14 protein-coding genes are annotated in these 16115 nt (G+C 62.6%); 1 reads left to right on the top strand and 13 read right to left on the bottom strand.

The window, feature by feature from the left end; all coding sequences use genetic code 11:
• The first annotated feature begins 56 nt into the window (after positions 1–56).
• Entirely contained in the window at positions 57–1193 is a 1137-nt protein-coding gene (locus tag ACK5L9_RS08755; RefSeq protein WP_416911082.1) for a TIGR03032 family protein, read from the top strand.
• A gap of 46 nt (positions 1194–1239) precedes the next feature.
• On the opposite strand, the gene ACK5L9_RS08750 is transcribed toward ACK5L9_RS08755, so the two are convergent.
• From ACK5L9_RS08750 to ACK5L9_RS08690, 13 genes are all read right to left on the bottom strand, one after another.
• A complete protein-coding gene (locus ACK5L9_RS08750) occupies positions 1240–2322 on the bottom strand; it encodes an ABC transporter ATP-binding protein (protein WP_416911081.1) in 1083 nt (360 codons plus the stop codon).
• Positions 2323–2325: 3 nt separating this feature from the next.
• The gene (locus tag ACK5L9_RS08745; RefSeq protein ID WP_416911080.1) at positions 2326–4242 is read right to left on the bottom strand and encodes a glycoside hydrolase family 127 protein; all 1917 of its coding nucleotides are present in this window, start codon (positions 4240–4242) and stop codon (positions 2326–2328) included.
• Between the two features lie 24 nt (positions 4243–4266).
• Entirely contained in the window at positions 4267–5139 is an 873-nt protein-coding gene (locus ACK5L9_RS08740; protein ID WP_416911079.1) for a carbohydrate ABC transporter permease, read from the bottom strand.
• Positions 5136–6047 (bottom strand): carbohydrate ABC transporter permease, encoded by a 912-nt coding sequence (locus tag ACK5L9_RS08735; protein WP_416911078.1) that lies wholly within the window; start codon positions 6045–6047, stop codon positions 5136–5138. The genes ACK5L9_RS08740 and ACK5L9_RS08735 overlap by 4 nt, the downstream gene beginning before the upstream one ends.
• A gap of 57 nt (positions 6048–6104) precedes the next feature.
• Positions 6105–7358: an ABC transporter substrate-binding protein gene (locus ACK5L9_RS08730; protein ID WP_416911077.1), complete on the bottom strand. Its 1254-nt coding sequence runs from the start codon at positions 7356–7358 to the stop codon at positions 6105–6107.
• A gap of 100 nt (positions 7359–7458) precedes the next feature.
• A complete protein-coding gene (locus tag ACK5L9_RS08725; protein ID WP_416911076.1) occupies positions 7459–8514 on the bottom strand; it encodes a LacI family DNA-binding transcriptional regulator in 1056 nt (351 codons plus the stop codon).
• Positions 8515–8656: 142 nt separating this feature from the next.
• A complete protein-coding gene (locus ACK5L9_RS08720; RefSeq protein WP_416911075.1) occupies positions 8657–10282 on the bottom strand; it encodes a Na/Pi cotransporter family protein in 1626 nt (541 codons plus the stop codon).
• A gap of 42 nt (positions 10283–10324) precedes the next feature.
• Entirely contained in the window at positions 10325–11083 is a 759-nt protein-coding gene (locus tag ACK5L9_RS08715) for a DUF1868 domain-containing protein (RefSeq protein ID WP_416911074.1), read from the bottom strand.
• A gap of 1 nt (position 11084) precedes the next feature.
• Positions 11085–12155 carry a UDP-glucose--hexose-1-phosphate uridylyltransferase gene (locus tag ACK5L9_RS08710; protein ID WP_416911073.1) on the bottom strand — a complete coding sequence of 357 codons (1071 nt, stop codon included), beginning with the start codon at positions 12153–12155 and terminating at the stop codon, positions 11085–11087.
• A 58-nt stretch (positions 12156–12213) separates the two neighbouring features.
• Positions 12214–13317 carry an extracellular solute-binding protein gene (locus ACK5L9_RS08705; RefSeq protein ID WP_416911072.1) on the bottom strand — a complete coding sequence of 368 codons (1104 nt, stop codon included), beginning with the start codon at positions 13315–13317 and terminating at the stop codon, positions 12214–12216.
• A gap of 32 nt (positions 13318–13349) precedes the next feature.
• On the bottom strand, positions 13350–14177 hold the full coding sequence (locus tag ACK5L9_RS08700) for an ABC transporter permease (RefSeq protein WP_416911071.1): 828 nt from the start codon (positions 14175–14177) through the stop codon (positions 13350–13352).
• Positions 14174–15028 (bottom strand): ABC transporter permease, encoded by an 855-nt coding sequence (locus ACK5L9_RS08695; RefSeq protein WP_416911070.1) that lies wholly within the window; start codon positions 15026–15028, stop codon positions 14174–14176. The genes ACK5L9_RS08700 and ACK5L9_RS08695 overlap by 4 nt, the downstream gene beginning before the upstream one ends.
• On the bottom strand, positions 15025–16068 hold the full coding sequence (locus ACK5L9_RS08690; protein WP_416911069.1) for an ABC transporter ATP-binding protein: 1044 nt from the start codon (positions 16066–16068) through the stop codon (positions 15025–15027). The genes ACK5L9_RS08695 and ACK5L9_RS08690 overlap by 4 nt, the downstream gene beginning before the upstream one ends.
• Positions 16069–16115: the final 47 nt, after the last annotated feature.

The following is a 16115-nucleotide window of genomic DNA, read 5'->3' as shown; positions in this document are numbered from 1 at the left end:
CACGCCTGAAACACTCGCGCTGAAATGCGGGCATCGGGCTGATCAGGGGATTTTCAATGATGAATAAAGAAACCGGCCTTGTCGAACAGCCATCGGAAACCGTCGAAAAAGCTGCGGCAGAGACACCTGCCGCACCGGCACTCCAGATGATCCCGTCGCGGCTTTTCACGCCCTGGCTGGCGCAAAGCGGGGCAAGCCTGGCCTTTACCACCTATCAGGCCGGAAAGTTCTTCTTGCTGGGAACCAACCCGAAAAGCGGCAGGCTGTCCGTGTTCGAACGCAGCTTTCCGCGCTGCATGGGATTTGGCATATCCGCCGGGGGTGACGAGTTCTGGCTGTCGTCGCTGTATCAGCTTTGGCGGTTCCGCAATTTCCTTGAACCGGGGCAAAGCCATGACGGCTATGACGCTGTTTTCACGCCGCTTGAGGGCCGCAGCACGGGGGATGTCGATATTCACGACATTCATCCCTTCAAGGATGGGCGCCCGCCGCTGTTCGTCGTCACCCGCTTCAACTGCCTTGCGACACTGGATGATCACCACAGCTTTGTGCCGGTCTGGCTGCCGCCCTTTATCGACCGGGTCGCGGCCGAGGATCGCTGCCACCTGAACGGGCTGGCCATGGATGGCGACCGGCCGGCCTTTGTGACCTGCGTATCCACCAGCAATATCGCCGGCGGTTGGCGTGAACACCGGCGCGATGGCGGCGTGGTGATTGATGTCGCAAGCCGCGACATCGTGGCGCAGGGCCTTTCGATGCCGCATTCGCCGCGGCTGTATAATGATAATCTTTATCTTATCCAGTCGGGAAAGGGTCTGTTTGGGCGAATCGATCCGAAAACCGGAACTTTCGACGAAATCTGTTTTCTGCCGGGTTATGCGCGGGGGCTGTCATTTCTGGGCAAATACGCCATTATCGGAGTTTCCAAACCGCGCCGCGATGCCGCCTTCGAAGGGCTGGAACTGCAAGAGAGACTGGAAGCCGGGAAAATCTCGGCGCGCTGTATGGTGGCGGTCGTCAATCTGGAAACCGGAGACATCGAACATCGCGTAGAAATAAACGGAATGGTTCAGGAACTCTATGACGTAGCCTGCCTTGCCGGTGTGCGGCGGCCAATGGCTCTTGGCTTCAAGACTGACGAAATCCGCTTCATGATCAAACCCGCACCCGTCACCGGGCTTGCGCCCACCTGAACCGGAAGCCCCGTTTCACAGCAGGGCGTGACGGGCCGCCGCCGCGCTATCTGATCCGTTGTTCGTTCAGGTCGAACAGGCAGATGCGGTCGGGGTCCAGCGCCAGCCCCGCCCGGCTGCCCGAGGCGTGCAATCGTTCGCGGTGGCTTTCGACGATGCAGCTTGCCGTGCCAACCGTGCCGTAAAGATAGCTGGCCCCACCCAGAAACTCGAAATAATCGACGCGCATGGGGATCGAGGCCTCGCCCTCGCGGGCGATACGCATGTGTTCGGGACGGATGCCAACCCAAAGATCGCCCCCTTCGGGCATGTTGGCAAGCTTTGGTACCGTGATCGCCTGCCCCTCGACGATCAGCGTGCCCGCGCGCATGGTGCCGGGCAGAAAGTTCATCTTGGGCGAGCCGATGAAGCCCGCCACGAACATGTTGTCGGGGTCGTCATACAGGGTTTCGGGTGATCCGACTTGCTCGATCCGGCCCGCGCGCAGCACCACGATCATGTCGGCCAGCGTCATCGCCTCGGTCTGGTCATGTGTCACATAGATCATGGTGTTGCCCAGTTCCTGATGCAGGCGGCCTATCTCGATCCGCATACCGACGCGCAATTCGGCGTCCAGATTGGACAGCGGTTCGTCGAACAGAAACACTTCGGGGTCGCGGACAATGGCGCGACCGATGGCGACGCGCTGTCGCTGACCGCCCGACAACTGGCCGGGCCTGCGGTCAAGATACTGTTCCAGTTGCAGGACACGCGCGGCCTCTTGCACCTTTCGGTCTATCTCGGCCCTGGGCACGCCCGCAACCCTGAGGCCAAAGCCCATGTTCTGCGCCACGTTCATATGCGGATACAGCGCATAGGTCTGAAAAACCATCGCGATGCCCCGGTCGGCGGGATCGACATCAGTGACGTCGATCCCGCCGATATGCAATTCACCGCTGGTCACATCCTCCAGCCCGGCGATCATGCGCAGCAGGGTGGATTTGCCACAGCCCGAGGGGCCGACGAACACCACGAAATCGCCGCCTTTGACAGTCAGGTTAATGTTTTTCAGGACGTTGATGGCACCGAAGGATTTGCACAGATCCTTCAGGACCAGCCCGGCCGGAGTATCGGTCGTGTTCGCGGCCATCGCCTATGCCTCCCGCCGGATCCAGACCAGCATTTCGCCCGGCGCACGGTTGTCCCAGGCGTAATAGGGCACCGCACGCAGCAGCGTCGGTGCCCGGCGGGGCGGCGTCGTTGAATACAGCGCCCCATTGCCGGTTTCACGCATCCCCTCGACCTCCAGCCCGACAATGCCCGGCAATCCATTGATTTCGGTCAGGCGCGGCACGGCATCGTCGCGCAGGATGCAGGAATTCAGCATCGGCGCGTTGTCAGCCTGTTCCAGACAATAGACCAGCGGCCCGCGCATCAGTGCCACACGCCCCTGATCGGCAGCTACCGCCGGATTGGCATGGATGAATTGCGGCTCCATCCCCAGATCCAGCGCGATCTCGTCGCCTGCCTGCCACCGGCGCGTGATGCGCAGATAGCCCCGTTCAACGGGCAGGTCGATACTGTCACCGTTCACCGCCGCGGCATGGTCCGAGGCCCAGCCGGGAATGCGCAGCGACAGGGTGAAATCGGCAGGGGCCACCGGATCGACGCGGACCCTGATCCGCCCGGAAACGGGGTAATCCGTCTCGACCCGCAAGGCGACATCGGTGCCCGCGACGCTGATTTCCGCCTGCGAGCCGCAATACAGATGCAGCGCGATTTCCGTGTCAGAGACCCCGAAAAGACAGGTTCCGACCGAGGCGATCAGCCGCGAGATATTGGGCGGGCAGCACGGGCATCTGTGCCAGTGCCAGCGGTGATGGTCGCCCCGGCTTTCCAGCGGGTTGTCATAGAAAAACCTCTCGCCATCCAGCGACAGGCCGGACAGCGCGCCATTATACAGCACGCGCTCCATCACATCGGCAAAGCGGGCATCGGGGCCACGCCCCAGCATCCTGCTGGCCCAGAAAACCAGCGCGACCGAGGCGCAGGTTTCGGCATAAGCGGTGCGGTTCGGCAGGTCGTAATCGAATGTCAGGCCCTCGTTCAGCGCCGAGGGACCAAAGCCGCCGGTCACATAGAGGTTCCGTTCGGTCAGATGCGACCCCAGCGCCTCTAACGCGGGGTCAAGGCTGTCATCGGCAAATTCCGTCGCGACATCGGCCATTCCGGCGTACAGATAGGCCGCGCGCACCGCATGGCCCACCACCTCGGTCTGGTCCCGCACCGGCTTGTGTGCCTGACAATATTCCAGCGTACCAAAGGCGAAATCCTCGGGGCGTTCGCCCCTGCCCCGCGCCTCGTCATCGAAGAAATTCGGCTCGGTCCCGCGCGCATCGACGAAATATTTGGCCAGATCAAGATAGTCCTGCCTGCCGGTGGCGCGGGCCAGCTTGACCAGCGCCAGTTCCAGTTCGGGATGGCCGGGATAGCCGTGGGACTGATCCTTGTCAGGCCCGAAACGGCGCGCGATATGGTCGGCATAGCGGCCCATGATGTCCAGCAGCTTGCGCTTGCCGGTGGCGTGGAAATAGGCCACCGCCGCCTCGATCAGATGCCCGGCATTGTACAATTCATGCTTTTCGCGCAGGTTGGTCCAGCGTTTACCCGGCTCCATCCGCTGAAACCAGGAATTGAGATAGCCGTCATCGTCTTGCAACCGGCCAAAGGCATCCACGACCTCATCCACCTGCGCCTCAAGATCGGGGTCGGCGCGGCGGAACAACGCATAGGCCGCCGCCTCGATGCTTTTGCCAAGATCAGAATCCCAGAACATTTGCGGCGTAACCTCGTGATTGTTCTGGAAGGGGATGCGCATGCCGGGGTTGGGCCGGTCGGGGTCGATCTGGTCCAGCATCCCCGCCGCGATACAGCGGTCAAACAGCATCCGGGCGGTTTTGATGGCGATCTGGTCGATGCGCGGCCCGAAAAAGCCGTCCACGCGAACCTGATTGATCTTCAGCGGACGAAACTTTGCCGGATGCCCGACAGCAGCTTGCGTATTGTTCATTTCCATACCTTTCGTATGTATATTTTACTTGACGGCGCCGGCGGTCAGACCGCGGATGTAGGACCGTTGCAGCAGCAGAAAGAGAACAAGGCAGGGGATCATCATCAGCGTGACCCCGGCCTGCACCGCCCCCCAGTCAACCGCTCCATAGCGCCCTGACCGGACCGAACTGATCAGCACCGGCAGCGTGAATTTCGACTGATCGGACAGCAGCACCAGCGCGGCCAGAAACTCGTTCCAGGCGTTCAGAAAGGCGAACAGCCCGACAGTCACGATCCCCGGCGCGACCAGTGGCAGCATCACCCGTGTCAGCATCGGGATCCCGCGCAGACCGTCGATACGCGCAGCCTCTTCGATCTCTCGCGGGACGGCGTCAAAGGCGTTGCGCATCATGAACACCGAAAACGGAAGTTGCAGCGTGGTGTAGACAAGGACCAGACTGGCCAGCGTGTTCTGCATCCCCATCTTCGCCAGCAGCAGGAACAGCGGCGTCAGGATCGACTGAAAGGGAATCATGATCGTGGCAAGGATCAGCACGAAGGCCAGCCCCTTCAGCGGAAAGCGAAAGCGCGAAAATCCGTATCCCGCCAACAGCGACACGATGATCGTCAGCGCCGCCGTTCCCACCGAGACGATCAGCGAATTGGTCGCATGGCGCAGGATTGGCGTGCCGAAATTGTTCAGCCGGTGATAACTGTCCAAAACGAACCCCTGCTGCGGCCAGGGCGGCAGCGGCGGCATGCCCGCCTCGGACGGGCCGCGAAAGCTGGCCAGAACGACCCAGACCAGCGGCACCAGAAAGATGATCGCCGTCAGCACGGCTGTGGCATGAAAGATCAGCCGGTGGTGGCGCATCCGGCCCTTGCGGCGCGGGGCGGACGGGGGGGCTGTGGTCATCGCTGATCCCCCCTGTCGCGCAGCAGCACAAGCTGCACCACGCTCAGCACCATCAGGACGGCCAGCAACACCACCGACAACGCCGCGCCATAACCCATGCGGAACGAGACGAAGCTTTCCAGAAAGATATTGTAAACCGCCGTGATGGTCTGGTTCTGGGGCCCGCCCGCCAGGATGATATAGAACTGATCGAAGGCCAGCATCGAACCCGACACGCACAGGATCAATGCCAGCGCGAATGGCTTGCGGATCAGCGGGGCCGAGATAAAGCGGAACCGCTGAAAGGCGCTGGCCCCGTCGATTCGCGCGGCTTCCTGATAATCCTGCGGGATCGCCTGAAGCCCGCTCATCAGGATCACCATATAGAACCCGGCCATCTTCCACAGCACCATGATCGTGACCGACCAGAAGGCGGGCTGAAACGTGGCAAGGATGTTCACGCGCTGTTCGGTCAGCCCCAACATCTGCGCCAGCGGCGAAAACAGCCCGTTATCCACGTTGGACAGCCACGCCCATAACAGCGCCGCCGAGGCGAAACCCGTCACCACCGGCAGGAAATAGATGGTGCGGTAAACGGCGATGGCCCGCCCCTCGCGCTGGACCAGCAGCGCCAGCCCCAGACCGATGGACAACAGCCCGACGGTCGCCGCGACGGTATATTTGACCGTGAACCACATCGAGGCCCAGAAGCTGCTGTCGCCCAGCAGCCTTTCGTAATTCTTCAGCCCGACAAAGCGCGGCACGCCGATCAGCGGCCATTTGTGGAACGACATCCAGACGGTCATTCCCAGCGGGATCAGAAAGAACACCGCCACCAGAACCAGCGCGGGCAGGACATAGAACAGCCCCTCCCACCGCGCGACAGCGGATTTGCGGCGTCGCGGACGCCCGGTTGTTGCAGATGCCATGATCGCCCCCATTGGGTCAGCACGGCGAGGCACGACGCGCGCCCCGCCCACGGGCCGTCAATAGGCCATGTCGATGATCGACTGCATTTCCTCTTGGGCGTCGTCGATGGCCTCTTGCACATCATCATCCGATTTCGCGAAAAACGCCTTGTTCAGCATGGTGATCCAGGGACCGTTGCGCGAATTGATCAGGTCGTTGAAGACGATGCTGTAGGGCGTGCGCCCCTTGGACATGGCCTCGGCCGCAATCAGATAGCGTGGGTCCAGCCCTTCAAGCGCCTCGGCAGCGATGTCGCCGCGCACCGGCAACGAGCCGTTGGCCGCGAGTGTCTTTTGCCCCTCAAGCGTATAGGCGAATTCGATGAAAGCCTTGATCGCTTCGACTTTGGCCTCGCCCACCCCGCGCGAGATGACGATATTGTCGCCGCCCGCAAAGGACGACCAGCCGCCATCCTTACCGGGAATATGGGTCACACCATAGTCAAGATCGGGATACTGGTTGTTCAGCGCGCCAATGGCAAAGGCCCCCGACGAGGCAAGACCAATATTGCCATTCGCGAAGGCAGCAAAGAAATTCGCACCGCTGTCCGTCTGCGACCCTGCCGGGACCAGCCCGTCCAGCGCCATCCCGCGATAAAGCTCGATCGCATCGCGCATGACGGGCGAATCCATCGTGGCCTTGCGGCCCTCATCCTCGAAGATGTCACCCCCCGACGCCCAGATCAGCGGCGCAAAGGTGAAGATGTTGCAGCCCCCGCAATTGCCCGAAAAATAGAACCCGTATGTATCAGCCCCAATTGCTGCGACCGCCTCGGCTGCGGCTCGGATTTCGGCCCATGTCGCCGGCGCTTTTTCGGGGTCAAGCCCGGCCTCGGCGAACAGTTTCTTGTTCCACATCAGCACCGATGCCTCGGCCGAGAAGGGCAGCGCATAGATCCGGTCCTCATAGGTACCAACCGCGATATGGGCGGGCGAAAGCTGGTCGAAATAGGGCAGCGATTTTGCCCAGTCGGTGATGTCGGTCAACTGCCCCGCAGCCGCGAAGGCCGGCGTATAGATCAGATCGACCGACAGCGCCTCGGGGGCGGAACCGCCTGCCGCCGCGATGCCGTATTTCTGTACCAGTTCAGCCGCCGGAACGATTTGCAGCGTGACCTTGTGGTCGCTTTGCGAGGCGTTGAACGCATCGACGATCTTTGGCATGAACTCGGATCCGCTGTCGCGCACCCAAATGGTGAAATCTTCGGCATATACCGGTGCCGCCAGTGCCGCAGCGGCAACGAAACCCGCCATCAGGATATTCCGTGTCATATTCCCCTCCCCTTTTTGGTAAAAAATGCGCAAGCGTTTGCGCAAATTCCGTACAAAAAACCGGCCTTGTATCAGCCGGGCCGTGTTTGCGGATGCCGCGCTAGGGCGCGCAGCCGCAAGATTTCCGCTTTACCAACACGCCTGGCACACTGACCGTTCCGGGATCGACCTGCCTGCCATTGATCAGGTCCAGAATCCGCCCCCCCGCAGCCCGCCCCAGAGTACCAAGCTGCGGGTCAATTGTCGTCAGAGGCGGCCGCGTCGCTTCGGCAAAGACGTCCCAGTTGTCGAAACCGGCCACGGCGGCGTCATCGGGAACATTCAGCCCCATCAGCGCCAGCGAATCGATCAGCCCGCGCGCGATCTGATCGTTGCCGCAGAACACCGCATCCGGCCTGTCGGCGGGATCGCGGTCGAACAGGTGACGCGCGGCCTCGAACCCGTGCGCCTCGGTCCAGGGGCCATGCAGCGCCGCGCCGAACGGGGCAAGCCCGCGTTCCTCAAGCGCGCGGCGCCAGCCATCCGCCCGCAGGCGCGCGGCGTGAAACGTGTCCGGTCCGCTGACATGGGCGATCCGTCGCCGCCCGCAAGCCGCAAGATGGCAGACCGCCGCATGTGCACCACCTTCGTCATCGCCGATAAAGCGGTGCGACCCCAGCGCGGCGGCGGAATGCACGAAGACGACAGGAATCCCCTGCGGCAAAAGCTCGGCCGGGACGCCCTTGTCCACCCGCTTGCCCGTCACGATCAGCCCGTCAACGCCCCGCGCCTCCATCGCGGCGATATTCGCGCGCAGTCGATCAGGGGCGTATTCCTCGGCACAGAGGAAGATCGACACATCCTCATCCGCCAGCGCCTCGGAGACGCCAGCCAGCATCGGCAGCGTAAAGCGGCCATAGCGGTCATTGGTCAGCAACCCCAGCGTGAAGGTCCGGCGCTGCACCAGCGCCCGCGCCGCGCTGCTGGGACGGTAATTCAGTTCCTGCGCGGCCTTGCGCACCCTTTTGCGGGTCTCTTCCCCGATCCGTCCGGTATCGTTCAGCGCCCGCGACGCGGTGGTGATGCTGACCTGTGCACGCTCGGCAATATTCCGGATCGTCGGGCGCGACGGAACCCCTTCGCGCCCATTGCCATCGTCATCACCGGATTTGCCCAAAGCACCCTCATCTGATGCGCAAACGTTTTCTCATCGTTACGCATCAGATCGGAGCGAGTCAATCACGCAATCGCACCGGACGTTTCATTCACATCCCTTCACGACCGCAACCCCGGCCTCGTGGCAACAGCGCGGTGCAGCGTCAGCCCGCCTGATCGTCGCGCCCCACCCGCAGCCGCGTCTCCGCCAGTTCGCCATGCGCATCAAGAACCGCATAGCCAATCGTCGCCAGCTTGGAATTGATGGATTTCAGCGCTGCGACCAGCTCCAGATGGCCATCGCTGGAACCAAGGCTCAGCAGGTTGCCCTTGCGGACGCGGGCAAGGTGGTTCTGCTTGCTTTGCGCCTCAAGCAGGGCGACATGCCGCTTGTGGACGACCAGTTCGCGGGCCGCCGCCACATCCTCGCGCCAAAAGGTGTTCTGCGCCAGCACCATTCCCTTGCGGACCTGCCCGATCAGATCGGCGATTTCCGCCTCTCCGGCCCCGGAAAAGACATAGTCTCCGCGCAGGGATTCTTGACGGATGGTCGCGTATTTGCCGCTGAGCAAATCGGCCGAGGCTTCGATACGGATCGCGAAATCCATGATCTGCCGGATCTGTCGGCCGGGGGCCTCGTGATTTTCAGGCAATTGCGCATAGGCCCGGCGAATGCCGCCAAGGGCGGCGTTCATGCGCCGCTCATGCCGCGTCACGGCGGTCAGGTCTCGTGCCTCGCCCGTCACCAGATCGAACATCTGCACCAGCAGATCCAGCATCCGGTTGACCTGCCCCCTGAACGCCATCGCCAGCACCTGCGGGTCGGTCTCGCCCGGCGGCAAGGCAAAGACCTCGTCCTCACCGGCCCGCCCGGCAACGGGAAACAGCCGCAGGATCAGCGGAATGGCCGGAGCCAGCAGCAGCAGCGCAAGGTTGAATGCCGCATGACCCGTCAGGATCAGGCGATCCACCGGCCAGGCCGACAGCACGCCCGAAGGATCCGGCGCAAGCGACAGAGCCGCCAGAAAAACCACGGCCAGCCCGATCCGCAGGCTGGCCAGCGCACGGGCCACCACGGACCCCGCCCCTGCATCGCGCCGCAGCAGCCACAGCGGCAGCAGCGCACTGCCGATATTGCAGCCGATGACAAAGGCCAGACCGGCGGGCAGGCCCAGTTGCCCGTGGCCCGCAAAGGCCAGCGAAGTCAAAACGGCGGCAAGGCTGGAATGCATCAACAGCGTCAGCACCACCCCAAGAACCGCCGCCGTGACCAGATCGGCATTGACATAGGCAAGGACAGCGCTGGCACCCGAAAAATCGCGCAGCGGCGCGACTGCCTCGCGGATCAGGCCAAGAGACAGGAAGATCAGGCCAAGCCCAAGGGCCACGCGCCCAAGGTTGCGGCGTTCCGGCCTTGTCGCGTTCAGATAGGGCCAGCCGCCCGCCAGAATCAGCAGCGGGCCGACCGCCCCCACCGGCAGGGTCAGGAACTGCACCACCATGGCCGAACCGAAATCGGCCCCCATCGCCACCAGCGCCGCCGAAAGGACGGGAATCGTGCCGCTTTCGGCCAGCCCCGCCGCCATCAGCATCACCACGGTCGCACCCTGCAACGCAAAGCCAAGCCCCGCTCCCTTGGCCAGCAGCGACAGGGCCGAGGCACCCGCACTGAGGTTTCTGCGGATCCGCGCGCTCCACAATCGTTCGATCCCGATACGCATGAAGCGTACCGCGAACAGCAGCAATGTCGCCGCGCTGAGCAGGTGGACGATGAAACCGATGACGGCCAATTCTGTGCTATCCTCTGGAAAGGCGTGGCCCGGCGCCGCCGGTCAGCCCAGTCGCGCGACGGTTTCAAAATGGTGCATGTCGCGGAACACGCAGAACTCGACCGGGCCAAGGGTCAGAGAATCCAGTCCGGCCAGATGCCGGGCGTAAAACCGTTCGATGCGGTCAATCAGCTCTGACGCCTCGGACGGGTCGAGCCAGCGCAACTGATAGGCCAGCGAGACGTGAAAACGATAGCTGTCCACATCGCCACGACAAAGGCCGGTCAGCCGCTCCAGATCGCGCCGAACGCCGCGCAGCTTCGTCTCTTCGCCGGCACCATCGGACAGAACCGTCAGCCCCCCCGGCTTGTGGAACCCGGCCAGGCGGACGCGGAAACCCTGCGGCCCGTCAAAGCCCGCCAGGCGATCCTGAAATGCGGCGGTGATCGTGGCCAGATCGCTGCCCGCCACGATGTCGCGCGGCCAGCCATCCGCCCCCAGAGGGCTACCGCTGATGCCGTTGAACACCGTCATATGCAGGCTGGATTTAGGCAGGAAGGTCAGGCAGCTTGCCGCCAGAGGATCAGAAGTCAGCGCGTCATGATAATCGCAGGCCGCCCGGAAAAACACCGAATCCGGGTCGATATGGCACAGGAATGTGTTGCCGGGGTGGTCCATCACACGGCCATCGAGGTCGAACTTGCCCCCTTCGCCGGGGAGGGTGATGGATTCGGGGCGCGGCGCGGTGCTGTTCGCACCTGTCAGGTGCTGCATCATCGCATCGCGGGCGGGCGCGGTCAGGGACCAGTTAATCGTTGTCATGTCATGCCTGCTTGGCGGGGCCGCTTTCCGCGGACTGGTTAAGATAATGTGTATCGGATTGCGCGCGTAACAGCGCGGCGGCCTTTTCGGGTGTCAGATCGCGCTGCGCCTCTGCCATCAGCTCGTATCCCACCATGAATTTCCGCACCGTGGCGGAACGCAGCAGCGGCGGAAAGACATGCGCGTGCAAGGTCCAGTGAGGGGCGTCGTCACGACCCGGCGCGCCGTGCCAGCCCATCGAATAGGGAAAATCGGTGCCGAACAGATTGTCATAGCGGATCGTCAGCCGCGACAGGGCCAGCGCCAGATCGTCGCGCTGCGCGGGCGTCAGATCGGTCAGCCGCGTGGCCGGGAACAACGGCAGCAGCAGCGTCTCGAAAGGCCAGACCGCCCACCACGGGACGATACACAGCCATTCCGCCGTCTGAAAGACCACCCGTTCGCCCCGCGCGATCTCTTGTTCGGCGACCATCCGCAGCATCGGGCAACCATGCTGCACCAGCCAGTCGCGTTGCGTCGCATCTTCGCGGGCGGGCAGGCTGGGCACGCTGTCGGTGGCCCAGATCTGGCCATGCGGATGCGGGTTGGAACAGCCCATTGCCGCGCCGCGATTTTCAAAGATCTCCACCCAGTCGTGGCGGTCAGACAGTTCCGCATATTGCGCCACCCAGCAATCAATCACCTTGCGGATCGCGGGCACGGGCAGGCGCGCCATGGTCAGATCGTGGCGTTCGGAATAGCAGATCACCCGCGCCTCGCCCCGGACGGGGGCGGCGCGGAACAGCGGACTGTCCTGCATGATCGCAGGTGCATCGGGCAGGATCGCGGGAAAATCGTTCGGAAAGACGAAGGGGCCGCGATAACCGGCGTTCACGTCACCGGTCACGCGGGTATTGCCGGGGCAAAGGAAACAGGCCGGATCATGCGCAGGCGCGGCGGGCACTGCCGCGTCCTCTTGCTGACCCTGCCAGGGGCGGTTGCCACGCTGCGGAGAGACCAGCACCCAATCCCCGGTCAGGGGGTTCAGGCGACGATGCGGGAAGGTTTCGGTCAGGGGGGGTGGTACGTTCAAGGTCGTTCGGGTCCAAGGCATCGGCGCGGCAGGACAACCCCGCCGCGCCCGTTTTGCGTCAGCGTTCCAGGATCACATCGTCGATCAGAACGGTTTTCATCGCATCGCGCTGCGGCTTCGACAGCCCCGGCACGCTGAACTGGCGCTGGTCGTTCGGGACCAGCGCGTTGCTGTCATCCGCCGCCGCGTTCATCGGCGCGGTGCCGAACTGTTCGTTGAAGGCGGTCTGCACCTCGGCCGAGGTCAGCCAGTTGATGAATACCGCCGCCGCCGCCGGATGTGCGGCGTTCAGCGGGATGGCCACGCCGTTACCACCGCCATTCATGCCCATTTCGGGGACATAAAGCTTGATCTCCTTGCGGGCCTCGCCGCGCTTTTGCAGACCGGCCAGATGATCCTCCCATGCGGGAGCCATCCAGATTTCGCCATCCGAGATGCGGGTGATGCTGTCGGCATTGCCGGTGGTGATGATGTAATCCTCGGCATATTCGTTCAGGAAATCCACCGCCGGCTGCAACGAGGCGATCCATTCCGGACTGGCCTCGGTCGTCGAGCTATCCACCTTGGCGACCACCCGCATGATGTTTTCCGCAAAAGACGGACCCGCGCCGCCGTTTTCATAGTTGAAGCCGAATTTCTCGGGGTTGGCCTGCCAGAAGGCGGCGAAATCTTCGGGCGACTGGGGCAGGTTCGCCTCATCGACATGGGCCGGGTCATAGGCGATGCCGGTCTGGTTGCCCCAATAGGCCAGCACATAGCCCTCGCCGTCGCTACCCGCCAGTTGGCCCACGCGGCCCGCATCTTCGGGCAGGATATCAAGCTTGTGGAACATGCTGGCATTGTCGATCTGGTCGAAATCGGTAAAGCCCCAGGCGAAGGCATCTATATCGCCCGTCTCGCGGCCCTTTTCGGCCAAAAGCTTGTCGGAATTGCCCGATGCGGTGCCTTCGGGGATCGTCACCTTGATGCCGTATTCTTTCTCGAACGGCTGGACAAAGCGGCGCAGGTCGTCGGTCAGGTACCAGACGAACCATGTCATCTGGCCTTCCTCTTTGGCCTGGGCGACGATCTCGTCCCAGGTCTTGCCGGTCAGATCGGCGGCGGTGGCAAGCGAGGCGGTCAGCACGATGGCCGCCGCAGACGCGAACAGGGTTTTCAGCATGTTATTCTCCTCTGGTTGGACAGTTATTCGCGTCAGCCCTTGCCGGATGACAGCGTGGGGTTCGCGGATTTCATCAGTCGTTCCAGGATCAGCATCAGGATCACATTCGGAACGACCAGTATCAGTGACAGGACGGCGGCGTTCGGGCGCACGAAATCCTGCCCCAGTGCCGAGAACAGCAGCGTCGGGATCGTGACGATATCCGGCGTGCCGACGATGTAGGAAATCGCAAATTCCTCGATCGACTGGATAAAGATGATCAGCAGGCTGGCCATGATCCCCGGTTTCAGCGCCGGCAGATAGGCCACCCGGAATCGCGCCCAGGGGCTTGCCCCCAGATCGCGGGCGGCATCGACGTGATCCTGCCGGACCTGTTCGAAGCTGATGGTCAGGATGCGGATCGAATAGGGCAGGTTCAGCACCGCATGGGCAAAGACGATGGCCCCATAGCGCGATGAACTTAGCCCAAGCTGGAACAGCAGTGACGAAAAGAAAATCGCGGTGACAAAGCCCGGCACCACCATCGGCAGCAGGCAGGCCATCTTGGCGGTGTTGCGGCCCGGAAACTCGATCCGGCCAAGTGCATAGGCGGTGGGCAGGGCAAGCGTCAGCGACAGGATCGCGGCCACAGGCGCAATGGAATAGGACGTCACAAGCGCCTGTTTCAGAAGCGAGTTCTGCCACATATCCGTCCAGCGATAGAAGGACATGACCGGCGGCAGCAGCTTGTCCGCCGTCCATGGCTGCGACGGATCGACCAGCGACCACAGGATCGCCTGCGAGAACGGCAGGACGAGCCAGATGAAAGCGCCGAAAATCAGCAGCAGGAACAGCGCGCGGTTGAGGACGGGCTGGCTCATTTCAGTTTCCCTTGCAGAATCAGGCGTGACACGGCGGCCAGCACGGCGGATCCCAGCATCGCAAAGATCATCAGCGTCACACCGATCACCGCCGCCGAGTTCCAGTCGCCCCGCCCCTTGTAGGCCGTCATCAGTTGCGACAGCGATTGCTTGTTTGTTGGGCCGGTGATCACCTGAAAGCTGAAATCGGCCAGCGCCCCGATAAAGATGATCACCATCGCCGCCTGCATGGCCGAGACCGACAGAGGCGCGATCACCTTGCGGAATCTGTCCCAGCTGCCCGCGCCCAGATCGCGCGCGGCATCCAGCACATCGTCGGAAATACCCTGCACCGCGCCGGTCAACAGCAACAGCGCGAACGGAATGTTCTTCCATACCTGCAGGATCAGCACGCCGATGGCATTGTCGTCATTGCGCAGCCGATGCGGCGCGTCCCAGATCCCCAGCCATTGCATGAACTGGTTCAGCATGCCGTGGTAAGCGACGATATTGACGAACAGAAATGCCGCGACCAGCCCGTGCACCAGCATCGGCGCCTTCAGCACCGCGCCAATGGTCATCGACCCCGGAAAGGGTTTGCGCAGCCAGATCGCCAGCGGATAGGCCAGCATCACCGACAGGATGGCACTGACCGTGCCCACATACAGAGAATAGCTGACCGAGCGATAATATGATTTCCGGCCTGTGACCTCGGCCCAGTGTTCCAGAGAGAACACGCTTTCGCCGTTCAGGTTGTAAAGACCAAAGGACTGCGCGACGGCGATCCAGACCACCGTTCCGATCAGTGCCAGAATCAGCCCCAGCCCCGGTGTCAGCAGCAGGATGACCTGCACCCATTTGCGCGCGGTCATGCCCGCGCCTCCAGCGCCAGAATACGCTCGGGCGCGATGGCGACATGAACCTGATCGCCCTCGCGCACATCGGTTTCCTGCATCTGGACGCGAAAGGGGATGCCGTTCGCCTCCAGCGTCAGGTCGGTGAAATGGCCCTGAAAGGCGCGGTGGATGACCCGCGCGGGGATGCCCTCGGTTCCGATCACGGCATGTTCGGGCCGCCAGCCGACCGTCACCTTGCCATTGGGCGCCTGACCGGAATTGCGGGCAAGAAATGTGCCCGCCGGGGTGTCAAGCTGCCACAGATCGCCTGCGACCTGACCGCGCACGATGCCGTCGAACAGATTCGCGCCACCGATGAAATCGGCCACAAAGGGCGTGCGCGGGCTGTGATACAGCGCCTCGGGCGTGTCCAGTTGTTCGACCTTGCCGCCATTCAGCACGACAACCCGGTCCGACATGGCCAGAGCCTCGGCCTGATCATGGGTCACATAGATCGCCGTCAGGCCGAAATCGCGGGTGATACGGCGGATTTCGATCCGCACCTGATCGCGCAGCTTGGCGTCCAGATTGGACAGCGGCTCGTCAAACAGGATCACGCCCGGTCGCATCGCCAGCGCACGCCCAAGCGAAACCCGCTGCTGCTGCCCGCCCGAAAGCTGGTTGGGCAGTTTGTCAAGCTGCGCCGTCAGGCTGAGCATTTCCGCAACATCGCCCACCCGCGTCTTGCGTTCATCCGCTGGCAGGCGTTTCTGCCGCAGCCCGAATTCCAGATTCTCGCACACGGTCAGATGCGGAAACAGCGCATAGGACTGAAAGCACAGTGCCGTGTCGCGCGCCTCGGGCGGGGTCCGCGTGACATCCTTGCCACCGATGCTGATTGTCCCGTCATTCGGCTCCAGAAAGCCCGAGATCAGTTTCAGCAGTGTCGTCTTGCCGCAACCCGAAGGCCCAAGCAGCGTGACGAACTCGCCTTCGGCGACTGTCAGCGAAATGCCGGACAGCGCCTGAAACTGACCAAATCTTTTTGACAAACCGTCAATGTCAATCGCGGCCATATTGTCCTCCTCGTTCTGGATGCATTTTATTACCATTCGTAAGTAAA

The organism is Paracoccus sp. (in: a-proteobacteria) (assembly GCF_047973135.1).
Classification (GTDB): Bacteria; Pseudomonadota; Alphaproteobacteria; order Rhodobacterales; family Rhodobacteraceae; genus Paracoccus.
The sequence above is the reverse complement of the archived record's forward strand: the minus strand, read 5'-3'. Positions and strand labels throughout refer to the sequence as shown.

Excerpts from the sequence above, each read along its gene's own strand:
- ACK5L9_RS08755 (WP_416911082.1), top strand. The coding sequence starts at position 57 with ATGATGAATAAAGAAACCGGCCTTGTCGAACAGCCATCGGAAACCGTC.
- ACK5L9_RS08750 (WP_416911081.1), bottom strand. The coding sequence starts at position 2,322 with ATGGCCGCGAACACGACCGATACTCCGGCCGGGCTGGTCCTGAAGGAT.
- ACK5L9_RS08745 (WP_416911080.1), bottom strand. The coding sequence starts at position 4,242 with ATGAACAATACGCAAGCTGCTGTCGGGCATCCGGCAAAGTTTCGTCCG.
- ACK5L9_RS08740 (WP_416911079.1), bottom strand. The coding sequence starts at position 5,139 with ATGACCACAGCCCCCCCGTCCGCCCCGCGCCGCAAGGGCCGGATGCGC.
- ACK5L9_RS08735 (WP_416911078.1), bottom strand. The coding sequence starts at position 6,047 with ATGGCATCTGCAACAACCGGGCGTCCGCGACGCCGCAAATCCGCTGTC.
- ACK5L9_RS08730 (WP_416911077.1), bottom strand. The coding sequence starts at position 7,358 with ATGACACGGAATATCCTGATGGCGGGTTTCGTTGCCGCTGCGGCACTG.
- ACK5L9_RS08715 (WP_416911074.1), bottom strand. The coding sequence starts at position 11,083 with ATGACAACGATTAACTGGTCCCTGACCGCGCCCGCCCGCGATGCGATG.
- ACK5L9_RS08705 (WP_416911072.1), bottom strand. The coding sequence starts at position 13,317 with ATGCTGAAAACCCTGTTCGCGTCTGCGGCGGCCATCGTGCTGACCGCC.
- ACK5L9_RS08700 (WP_416911071.1), bottom strand. The coding sequence starts at position 14,177 with ATGAGCCAGCCCGTCCTCAACCGCGCGCTGTTCCTGCTGCTGATTTTC.
- ACK5L9_RS08695 (WP_416911070.1), bottom strand. The coding sequence starts at position 15,028 with ATGACCGCGCGCAAATGGGTGCAGGTCATCCTGCTGCTGACACCGGGG.
- ACK5L9_RS08690 (WP_416911069.1), bottom strand. The coding sequence starts at position 16,068 with ATGGCCGCGATTGACATTGACGGTTTGTCAAAAAGATTTGGTCAGTTT.